Source organism: Micromonospora sp. NPDC003776, from assembly GCF_053605645.1.
Map to the genome: position 1 here is coordinate 1 of NZ_JBSGJR010000256.1, position 9,123 is coordinate 9,123.

Below are 9,123 nucleotides of genomic sequence, written 5' to 3' on the forward strand. Positions count from 1 at the left end.
GTGCATCCCGTACGGCCGTCCGGACAGCCGGCGTCCGGGTCGCGGCAGTAGTCTTCGCGCTGACCTGGCTGGTCTTTCCCGGCTTCGGCCTGCCCTGGATCAGCGCCGCGCCCACCCCCATGCCCTGGTAGCGCTCGTCCACCTCGGTGTGGGTGAAGACCAGCACCTCGCCCCGCGGCAGGTACGCGGTGAACCCGGCCAGCGCGTCGTCGACCAGGATCTCGAACCGGTGCTTGGCGGGATTCTCCTCGACCAGGAAGCTCACCGGGCCATTCTCTCCCCGTCGCCGGCCAGCCGGTCCAGTTCGGCCAGCAACCGGTCCACCTCCTCGACCGTGTTGTAGTGGTAGACGCTGGCCCGGACCGCGCCGCCACTGTCCCGCAGCCCCATGGCCTGGAAGTACTCGTAGGCGTAGTAGTCGCCGGAGGAGAGGCAGCAGCCGGCCGCGCCGAGCGCCGCCGCGGTCTCCGCCGGGGTGCGCCCGGCGACCCGGAACGACACCGTGGGGCAGCGCCGCGCCGGGGAGCCGTACACGGTGACGGCCGGGTGGGCGGTGAGCCCGGCGAGCAGCCGGTCGAAGACCGCCTCCTCGTGGGCCTGGGCGGCGGCCAGCCCGGCCCGGACCCGCTCCCGCCGGCTGCCGGTCGCCGCGGGGTCGAGGGCGGCCAGATGGTCCACCGCGGCGGCCACCCCGGCCAGCAGCGGGAAGCTCGGCGTGCCGTACTCGAACCGGTCCGGCACGGCGTCGGAGGAGGGCACCAGCTTCGCCGGGCGCAGCGTCTCCCACCGCGCCGGATCGGCCACCATCGCCGCCAGGTGCGGCCCCGACCACTTGTACGCGCTGGTGACCAGGAAGTCCGCGCCGAGCGAGGTCACGTCCAGGGGACCGTGCGGCACCGCGTGCACGCCGTCCACGCAGACCAGCGCGCCGACCGCGTGGGCGGTCTTGGCGATCGCCGCCACGTCCGGCACGGTGCCGATGGCGTTGCTGCCGGCGGTCACCGCGACCACCCGGGTGCGCTCGCCGACCAGGTCGGCGTACTGGCCGGCGGGCAGCTCACCGGTCGCCGGGTCGAACTCCGCCCAGCGGACGGTCGCGCCGGCCGCCTCCGCCGCCTGCACCCACGGCCGTACGTTGGCGTCGTGGTCCAGCCGGGAGACCACCACCTCGTCGCCCGGCCGCCAGCCCGCGCCGAGCGTCCGGGCCAGGGTGTACGTCAACGCCGTGGCGCTCGGCCCGAGCACCACGCCCGCCGGCTGCGCGCCGAGCAGGTCGGCCACCGCCGAACGGGCGGCGGCGACGAGCTCCAGCGACCGCCGGCCGGGTACGAAGGCGCTGCTCCGGTTGCCGGTCGCGGCGCCCATCGCGGCGGCGACCGCGTCGATGACCGGCTGCGCGGTCTGGGTGCCGCCGGCGCCGTCGAAGTGGGCGAATCCCTCGGTCAGGGCGGGATAGGCGGCCCGGATCCGGGCGATGTCGAAGGCCATGCCGGGACCCTAGCGTGCCGCCGGATGATCACCAGGGGGCGGCGGGCTGGTCTCCTTCTCGTACCCTTGCTCGGGTGACGAACCGACGCGTTTCCCCCTCGCCGACCCCCGTCCGTCGCGCCGGCGGCCTGCTCGCCGGCCTCGCCCTCGGCGCCGCGCTGCTGGCCGGGTGCAGCTCGGAGGGCGCCTCCACCGACTGCGCCCTCGACTCCTGCACCGTCACCTTCGACCGCGGCGTGGACGCCAGCGCCACCATCCTCGGCGTCGAGGCGAAGCTGGTCGGCGCCCAGGGCGACCAGGTCACCGTGGAGGTCGCCGGGGAGCAGCTCTCGCTCACCGTCGGGCAGCAGGCCACCGAGGTCGGCGGCTTCCAGGTGAGCCTGGACAGCGTCACCGACCAGAACGTCGTCATCCGGGTCGCGCGCAACCCCAACAGCTGATCCACCGGCCCGGGCGGCGGCGGCCGACGTTTGGAAATCTTCGCACCGGGAGATTGTGGCGCCATGTCACTCACCCGGAACGCCGGAGCCACCGCCGCCCAGGCCGCGAACAGCAGGTGGCTCGAACTGTTGACCCGGGCCGGATTCATCGGCTACGGGATCGTGCACCTCCTCTTCGCCTGGCTCGCGCTGCAGATCGCCTTCGGCAAGTCGGGGGAGGAGGGCAACCAGAACGGGGCCCTGCGTACGTTGGGCGCCCAGCCGCTCGGCAAGTTCCTGCTCGTGGCGATCGCCGTCGGGCTGTTCGCCATGGCGATCTGGCAGCTCTTCGAGGCCGCCATCGGCCACCGTGGCCTGCAGGGCAGGGACCGGCTCTTCGAGCGGATCACCTCCGTCGTCCGCACCATCGTCTTCGTCTGGCTGGGCTGGACCGCGATCAGGGTCTTCCAGGACGCCAGCGCCAACGCCTCGCGGCAGCAGCAACAGCTCTCCGAGAAGCTGATGGCCTCCACCGGCGGTCGCTGGCTGGTCGGGCTGGCCGGCCTGGTGCTCGCCGCGGTCGGCATCGGCATGGTCATCTACGGCCTGAAGAAGAAGTTCGAGAAGAACCTCAAGATCGGCGAGATGGCCCCGAAGACCCGCACCCTGGCCCGCCGGCTCGGCATGGCCGGGTACGCCGCCCGGGGCGCCGTCTTCGCCCTCGCCGGCCTGCTGATCGTGGTGGCGGCGGTCAAGTACGACCCGGCGAAGGCCCGAGGTCTGGACGCCGCCCTGCGCACCCTGCGCGAACAGTCCTACGGTCCGGTGCTGCTGACGCTCGCCGCGCTCGGCATCGCCGCCTTCGGCATCTACTGCTTCCTCCAGTCCCGATTCCGCCGGGTGTGATCCTGGTCGATATCGGCACAGCCGGGCACCATTGGGCACTTGCCCGATCCGTCCCCGGTTGGAGGGAGAAAGCGTTCGTGCAGAGCTACCTGGAAACGGCCGTCGCCGCAGTCGTCGCGGCGGCGGTCGCTCTGCTGCTGGTCGAGATCGTGCACCGGGTCACCCGCCGGCTCGGCCGGCGGTCGCTGCTGATGACCGAGCTCACCGACCACTCGCACCGCCCGTTCCAGGTGGCGGCGACCGCGCTCGCCGTGCAGCTCGCCGTCCGGTTCACCACCCTCTACGGGGTGGGCAGCCCGTGGCGGCAGCTCCTGCTGCACGCCCTGGTGCTGGCGGTGATCGGGGCCACCGCCTGGCTGGTCGCCTCGCTGCTGGTCGTGGTCGAGGACACCGCGCTGGCCCGCTTCCGGGTGGACGTGCCGAACAACCGGCACGCCCGCCGGGTGCGTACCCAGGTGGTGCTGCTGCGCCGGCTGACCATCGCGGTGATCGTGGTGCTCGCCCTCGGCGTGATGCTGATGACCTTCCCGGCCGTACGGGGGATCGGCGCCGGCGTGCTCACCTCCGCCGGTGTGGTCGCGGCGGTGGCCGCGCTCGCCGCCCAGAGCCTGCTGGGCAACGTCTTCGCCGGCCTCCAGCTCGCCTTCAGCGACGCGGTACGCCTCGACGACGTGGTCGTCGTGGAGGGGGAGTGGGGCCGGATCGAGGAGCTGACCCTCAGCTACGTGGTCGTGCAGATCTGGGACGACCGGCGGCTGATCCTGCCCACCTCGTACTTCACCCGCAACCCGTTCCAGAACTGGACGCGGACCGAGGCGGCGGTGCTCGGCACCGCCGAGTTCGACGTCGACTGGGCGGTCCCGGTGCAGGCCGTGCGGGAGGAGCTGCGCCGGCTCTGCGAGGGCACCGACCTGTGGGACGGCCGGGTGTGCGTCCTCCAGGTGACCGATGCCACCGGCGGCATGGTCCGGCTCCGTGCCCTGGTCAGCGCCGCCGACGCCGGGAGCCTGTGGGACCTGCGCTGCCTGGTCCGCGAGCACCTGGTGGCCTGGGTCCGGGACCAGCGGCCGACCGCGCTGCCCCGGATGCGCGCCGAGGTCGGCGACGCCGCGGGGCCGCTGCCCTGGCAGGTGGTCGCCCCGCGCCGGACGATCCGCCGGCGGGCCGACACCGACATCCCCGACGACGCGCGGGTCTTCGGCGGCAGCGACGACGGCGAGGCCCGCAGCGAGGCCTTCAGCGGCAGTGACGACACCGACGCGCGCAACGAGGTCGCCGCCGGCCGGGCCGAGCGGGCCGACGCCCGCCGCTGACGCCTTTCTTCGCGCCGGCGGGTTTGTTCCGCTCGTTCCGGGGGACCTGCTGCGCACGCCCCGGCTCCGGTCCGCCCCCGGGTGGGCCGGACACACGGCGGCGCGCGGCCGGGCCGACCGGCCGTTCCGCGCAGGATTGACGGGCGGCGACTCCGGGCATACAGCGCGGTGATGATGAAAGGAGGACAGCATGGCTGACGTCGCGAGTCGCAGCACGTCCCGGACCGGGAGCGAGCCGTCCACCGCCGAACTGGTGCAGCGGGCCACCGAGCAGGTCTCCCGCCTGGTGAAGGACGAACTGGCGCTGGCCCGGGCGGAACTGACCCAGAAGGGCAAGCACGCCGGGATCGGGATCGGTCTGTTCGGCGGCGGCGGGGTGATGGCCCTCTACGGCACGGGTGCGCTGGTCACCACGGCGATCCTGCTGCTGACGCTGGTGCTGCCCGCGTGGCTGGCCGCCCTGATCGTGGCGGTGGCGCTCTTCCTGCTCGCCGGGATCATGGCGCTGGTCGGCAAGAGTCAGGTCAGCCGTGCCGTCCCGCCGGTGCCGGAGGCGACGGTCCGCAGCGTACGGGCGGACGTGGACACCGTCACCGCCGCGGTGAAGGACGGGAGGCGGGCATGACCGGCAACGGGACCGGGGATGTGGCGGCACTCCGTGAGGAGATCCGCCGTACCCGGGTGGAGCTGGGTGAGACGATGGAGCTGTTGGCCGCCAGGGCCGACCCGAAGACCCTGCTGCGGCACGGCGCCGCGCAGGCGAAGGGGCGGCTGCGCGCGCAGGCCGCGCAGACCGCGGCCCGGGTGCGCGGGCAGGCGGCGAGCAAGGCCCGACTGGCGCGGGCGCAGGCGTACGAGAAGGGTGGGGCGGTCGGGCGCAGCCCGCTGCCGTGGGCGGCCGTGGCGGCCGGCGCGGTGGCGACCGTGGTGGTGCTGCTGATCGTCCAAGGGAGGCGCAGGTGAGCAACAGGATCGGCAAGGCGGCGTACAAGCCCGTCGGGGTGCTGCTCGGGCTGGCCGCCGGCACGATCGCCGGGGTGATCTTCCGGCAGGTCTGGAAGGTCACGGCGGGCGACGGCGACGCGCCCAGCGCCACCGACGAGGAGCGCGGCTGGGGCGAGATCCTGGCCGCCGCGGCGTTGCAGGGCGCGATCTTCGCGGTCGTCCGGGCCGCCGTGGACCGGGGCGGCGCGGTCGGCGTACGCCGGCTCACCGGCCACTGGCCCGACTGACCGCCGATGCGTCGTGGCCCCTTTTCCGAGCCCGGGAAAGGGGCCTTTCGCATGGTCCGCCCGGTCCGCCCAGTGGATCTGTCGCAACCGTCAGGTCACATGTCGGAGAATTTCGTCCGGTAGGCTGTGCGAAGTTTTTGCGTACGTGGTTTGCTGTCTCACGCTGTTGAGAGACGCGTGGGTTGAGAGAAGTCTCCTTCACCGGGGGCCGCCTCAGGCGCCGCTGCTCGAAAACGGCCAATCGGCCGCACGGCGTGCTCGGCCGCCAGTTTTAGAAGGAGATACACATGGCGCAGGGAACCGTGAAGTGGTTCAACGCTGACAAGGGCTTCGGCTTCATCACCGTCGACGGCGGGGGTGCTGACGTGTTCGTCCACTTCTCGGCCATCCAGACCAGCGGCTACCGCACGCTGGAGGAGAACCAGCGGGTGGAGTTCGAGATCGCCCAGGGTCAGAAGGGTCCGCAGGCCGAGCAGGTCCGCCCCATCTGAGCTACGAGCCGGCCACGCCGGCCGGCGTGAAGCCCCGCATCCCGTCCCGGGAGGCGGGGCTTTTCCCTGTTCGTGGCGCGTGTTCGCGGTCAACCGCGCCGGCGGCGGGCCCGCATCCCGTACCAGAGCGCGACGAGTCCGATGAGGACGACCACCGGGCCGACCACCGCCCAGACCCGCCGCCCGCTCATCACGCTGCCGTCCACGTAGCCCAGACCCTGAACGGTCCAGAGCGCGCCGAGCACGACGGCCAGCAGCCCCATGGTGAGCCGGAACCAGCCCCTCATCGTTCCCCCTCCGACGACGCCCGTCCGACTCCAGCATGCCTGCCGGCGTCGGCCCGCGGCGGCGCCGCGCCGCGTCGCCGGCGGGGCCGGGTCACCACCGGTCGTGGACCTGCGGCCGGATCAACTCGTCGTACGTCGCGCGGACGGCGGCCAGTTCCGCCTCGGTGAGCGGTGCCAGGTCGGCCGCGGCGGCGTTGCGCCGCGCCTGCTCGGCGTCGCGCGCGCCGGGGATGACCACGGTGACGCCGGCCTGGTCGAGGATCCAGCGGAGCGCGAACTGGGCCATGGTGCGGTCGGCGCCGACCAGCGGGGCGAGCCGGCGCACGGCGGCCAGGCCCAGGTCGTAGTCGACCCCGGAGAAGGTCTCGCCGACGTCGAAGGACTCGCCGTGCCGGTTGAAGTTCCGGTGGTCGTTCGCCGGGAAGGTGGTGTGCTCGTCGTACCGGCCGGAGAGCAGCCCGCTGGCCAGGGGCACCCGGGCGATGATGCCGACCCCGGCGGCGGCCGCGGCGGGCAGCACCCGGTCCAGGGGCTTGTGCCGGACCGCGTTGAGGATGATCTGCACGCTCGCCACGCCGGGGCGGGCGATGGCGGTGAGCGCCTGGTCGCAGGTCTCCACGCTGACCCCGTAGCCGGCGATCCGCTTCTCGGCGACCAGGGTGTCCAGGGCGTCGAAGACCCGGTCGTCGGCGAAGACGGGGGTGGGCGGGCAGTGCAGCTGCACCAGGTCGAGGGTGTCCACGCCGAGGTTGGCCCGGGAGCGGTCGGTCCAGGCCCGGAAGTTGTCCAGGGTGTACGCCTCCGGGGTCTGCGGCACGCGCCGGCCCATCTTCGTGGCGACGGTGAGCCCGTGCCCGGGGTGCTCCCGCAGGAACCGGCCGATCAGCCGCTCGCTGCGGCCGTCGCCGTACACGTCGGCGGTGTCCAGGAAGGTGACGCCGGCCTCGACGGCGGCGGCCAGGACGTCCAGGGCCGCGCCCTCGCTGACCTCACCCCAGTCGGCGCCGAGCTGCCAGGCGCCGAGTCCGACGATGCCGACGTGCCGGCCGAGCCGGTCGAAGCTGCGCTGTTCCACGGCTCCGAGCCTAGTGATTCCCTTGCCGGCCCGCGCGTCGGGCCGTACCGTCTAGCAAGACGTACGTACGGTTTGGAGGATGTCATGTGGGACCCCACCACCTATCTGCGCTACGGCGACGAGCGCTCCCGGCCCTTCCACGACCTGGTCGCCCGGGTGCCGGCGGAGCGCCCCCGGGCGGTCGTCGACCTCGGCTGCGGCCCCGGCACCCTCACCGCCACCCTCGCCGCCCGGTGGTCCGAGGCCCGGGTGAGCGGCCTGGACTCCTCCGCCGAGATGGTCGAGCGGGCCGCCGCGCTGGACGCCCCGGTCGACTTCGCCGTCGGCGACGTGCGGTCCTGGCACCCGGCGCCGGACGTGGACGTGGTGGTGTGCAACGCGGTGCTCCAGTGGGTGCCCGGCCACCAGGAGCTGCTCACCCGCTGGGCCGCCGAGCTGCCGCCGGGGGCCTGGCTGGCGTTCCAGGTGCCCGGCAACTTCGCCGCCCCGTCGCACCGGGCGCTGCGCGAGGTCGCCGGGCGCGACCGCTGGCGGGACGCCCTCGCGCCGCTGCTGCGCGAGGCCCCCGTCGACGAGCCGGCCGACTACGCCGCGCTGCTGGTCGGTGCCGGCTGCGCGGTCGACGCCTGGGAGACTACCTACGTGCACCTGCTCCCGGCCGCCGCCGACGCGGACCACCCGGTGCTGGCCTGGATGGAAGGCACCGCGCTGCGCCCGGTCCGGGCCGCGCTGGACGCCACCGGCTGGTCGGACTTCCGCGCCGAGCTGGGGGTACGCCTCGCGCAGGCCTACCCGGTGCGGCAGGGTCAGGTGTACTTCCCGTTCCGCCGGATCTTCGTGGTGGCCCGTACCGGCGCCCGCGCAGAGGAGAACCTGTGACCGACCTGCCCACCTTCATCGCCGGACTGCCCAAGGTGGAGCTGCACGTGCACCACGTCGGCTCCGCCTCGCCCCGGATCGTCGCCGAGCTGGCCGCCCGGCACGAGGGGCGCAGCCCGGTGCCGGCCGACCCGGAGGCGCTCGCCGACTACTTCGCGTTCCGCGACTTCGCCCACTTCATCGACGTCTACCTGAGCGTGGTGGACCTGATCCGGGACGCCGACGACGTCTGGCTGCTCACCCACGAGGTGGCCCGGGAGCTGGCCCGGCAGCAGGTGCGGTACGCCGAGCTGACCGTCACCCCGTACTCCCACGTCCACCGGGGCATCCCCGCCCCGGCGTTCTGTGAGGCGATCGAGGACGCCCGCAAGCGCGCCGAGGCGGACTTCGGCATCGCCCTGCGCTGGTGCTTCGACATCCCCGGCGAGGCGGGCCTGCCGGCCGCCGAGGAGACCCTGCGGATCGCGCTGGAGGAACGGCCGGACGGGCTGATCAGCTTCGGCCTGGGCGGCCCCGAGATCGGGGTGCCCCGGCCGCAGTTCAAGCCGTACTTCGACCAGGCCCGGGCGGCCGGGCTGCGCTCGGTGCCGCACGCCGGCGAGACCACCGGCCCGGAGACGATCTGGGACGCGCTGCGCGAGCTGGGCGCCGAGCGGATCGGACACGGGATCTCCGCCGTACTCGACCCGGCGCTGCTGGCCCACCTGGCCGAGCGGCGGATCCCGTTGGAGGTCTGCCCCACCTCCAACGTCCGCACCCGCGCGGTGGCCAGCATCGCGGAGCACCCGCTGCGGCAGCTCGTCGAGGCCGGGGTGCCGGTCAGCATCAACTCCGACGACCCGCCGATGTTCGGCACCACCCTCAACGACGAGTACGCGGTGGCCGCGCGGCTGCTCGACCTCGGCCCCGAAGGGCTGGCCGGGCTGGCCCGCGAGGCGGTGACCGCGTCGTTCCTCGAGCCCGCCGAGCAGGCCCGGATCACCGGTGAGATCGACGCCTACCTGGGGGCCGCGACACGCTGACCGGACGGGAC

The 9,123-nt window shown here is 73.7% G+C and carries 13 protein-coding genes; 9 read left to right on the forward strand and 4 right to left on the reverse strand.

The window, feature by feature from the left end:
• Positions 1 to 265: GNAT family N-acetyltransferase (locus tag ACWEVO_RS20465; RefSeq protein WP_452309118.1), on the reverse strand; the 265-nt coding region annotated here is incomplete at its 3' end.
• Positions 262 to 1,488, reverse strand: coding sequence for a cysteine desulfurase-like protein (locus tag ACWEVO_RS20470; RefSeq protein ID WP_452309119.1), 1,227 nt, complete (start codon positions 1,486 to 1,488; stop codon positions 262 to 264). The genes ACWEVO_RS20470 and ACWEVO_RS20465, both read right to left, overlap by 4 nt.
• A 74-nt stretch (positions 1,489 to 1,562) precedes the next feature.
• Here ACWEVO_RS20470 and ACWEVO_RS20475 point away from each other — a divergent pair, with 74 nt between their 5' ends.
• The 7 genes from ACWEVO_RS20475 (at position 1,563) to ACWEVO_RS20505 (ending at position 5,849) form a co-directional block, all read left to right on the forward strand.
• Positions 1,563 to 1,928, forward strand: coding sequence for a hypothetical protein (locus ACWEVO_RS20475; RefSeq protein ID WP_452309120.1), 366 nt, complete (start codon positions 1,563 to 1,565; stop codon positions 1,926 to 1,928).
• Between the two features lie 63 nt (positions 1,929 to 1,991).
• Positions 1,992 to 2,813 (forward strand): DUF1206 domain-containing protein, encoded by an 822-nt coding sequence (locus ACWEVO_RS20480; protein ID WP_452309121.1) that lies wholly within the window; start codon positions 1,992 to 1,994, stop codon positions 2,811 to 2,813.
• Positions 2,814 to 2,890: 77 nt separating this feature from the next.
• The gene (locus tag ACWEVO_RS20485; protein ID WP_452309122.1) at positions 2,891 to 4,126 is read left to right on the forward strand and encodes a mechanosensitive ion channel family protein; all 1,236 of its coding nucleotides are present in this window, start codon (positions 2,891 to 2,893) and stop codon (positions 4,124 to 4,126) included.
• A 190-nt stretch (positions 4,127 to 4,316) separates the two neighbouring features.
• Positions 4,317 to 4,751: a phage holin family protein gene (locus ACWEVO_RS20490; protein ID WP_452309123.1), complete on the forward strand. Its 435-nt coding sequence runs from the start codon at positions 4,317 to 4,319 to the stop codon at positions 4,749 to 4,751.
• Positions 4,748 to 5,089 carry a DUF3618 domain-containing protein gene (locus ACWEVO_RS20495; RefSeq protein WP_452309124.1) on the forward strand — a complete coding sequence of 114 codons (342 nt, stop codon included), beginning with the start codon at positions 4,748 to 4,750 and terminating at the stop codon, positions 5,087 to 5,089. The genes ACWEVO_RS20490 and ACWEVO_RS20495 overlap by 4 nt, the downstream gene beginning before the upstream one ends.
• Positions 5,086 to 5,358: a DUF4235 domain-containing protein gene (locus ACWEVO_RS20500; RefSeq protein ID WP_452309125.1), complete on the forward strand. Its 273-nt coding sequence runs from the start codon at positions 5,086 to 5,088 to the stop codon at positions 5,356 to 5,358. Before ACWEVO_RS20495 ends, ACWEVO_RS20500 begins: the two co-directional genes overlap by 4 nt.
• Positions 5,359 to 5,645: 287 nt before the next feature.
• On the forward strand, positions 5,646 to 5,849 hold the full coding sequence (locus tag ACWEVO_RS20505; RefSeq protein WP_007075740.1) for a cold-shock protein: 204 nt from the start codon (positions 5,646 to 5,648) through the stop codon (positions 5,847 to 5,849).
• A gap of 89 nt (positions 5,850 to 5,938) precedes the next feature.
• Here ACWEVO_RS20505 and ACWEVO_RS20510 read toward each other — a convergent pair whose 3' ends face one another.
• A complete protein-coding gene (locus tag ACWEVO_RS20510) occupies positions 5,939 to 6,136 on the reverse strand; it encodes a hypothetical protein (protein ID WP_452309126.1) in 198 nt (65 codons plus the stop codon).
• Positions 6,137 to 6,227: 91 nt separating this feature from the next.
• Positions 6,228 to 7,211: an aldo/keto reductase gene (locus tag ACWEVO_RS20515; RefSeq protein ID WP_452309128.1), complete on the reverse strand. Its 984-nt coding sequence runs from the start codon at positions 7,209 to 7,211 to the stop codon at positions 6,228 to 6,230.
• Positions 7,212 to 7,295: 84 nt separating this feature from the next.
• On the opposite strand from ACWEVO_RS20515, the gene ACWEVO_RS20520 reads away from it, so the two are divergent.
• Positions 7,296 to 8,090 carry a trans-aconitate 2-methyltransferase gene (locus tag ACWEVO_RS20520; protein WP_452309129.1) on the forward strand — a complete coding sequence of 265 codons (795 nt, stop codon included), beginning with the start codon at positions 7,296 to 7,298 and terminating at the stop codon, positions 8,088 to 8,090.
• The gene (locus ACWEVO_RS20525) at positions 8,087 to 9,112 is read left to right on the forward strand and encodes an adenosine deaminase (protein ID WP_452309130.1); all 1,026 of its coding nucleotides are present in this window, start codon (positions 8,087 to 8,089) and stop codon (positions 9,110 to 9,112) included. The genes ACWEVO_RS20520 and ACWEVO_RS20525 overlap by 4 nt, the downstream gene beginning before the upstream one ends.
• Positions 9,113 to 9,123 lie beyond the last annotated feature (11 nt).

Coding starts and splice junctions, on each gene's coding strand:
- ACWEVO_RS20470 (WP_452309119.1), bottom strand. CDS start 1,488: ATGGCCTTCGACATCGCCCGGATCCGGGCCGCCTATCCCGCCCTGACC.
- ACWEVO_RS20480 (WP_452309121.1), top strand. CDS start 1,992: ATGTCACTCACCCGGAACGCCGGAGCCACCGCCGCCCAGGCCGCGAAC.
- ACWEVO_RS20490 (WP_452309123.1), top strand. CDS start 4,317: ATGGCTGACGTCGCGAGTCGCAGCACGTCCCGGACCGGGAGCGAGCCG.
- ACWEVO_RS20495 (WP_452309124.1), top strand. CDS start 4,748: ATGACCGGCAACGGGACCGGGGATGTGGCGGCACTCCGTGAGGAGATC.
- ACWEVO_RS20505 (WP_007075740.1), top strand. CDS start 5,646: ATGGCGCAGGGAACCGTGAAGTGGTTCAACGCTGACAAGGGCTTCGGC.
- ACWEVO_RS20510 (WP_452309126.1), bottom strand. CDS start 6,136: ATGAGGGGCTGGTTCCGGCTCACCATGGGGCTGCTGGCCGTCGTGCTC.
- ACWEVO_RS20520 (WP_452309129.1), top strand. CDS start 7,296: ATGTGGGACCCCACCACCTATCTGCGCTACGGCGACGAGCGCTCCCGG.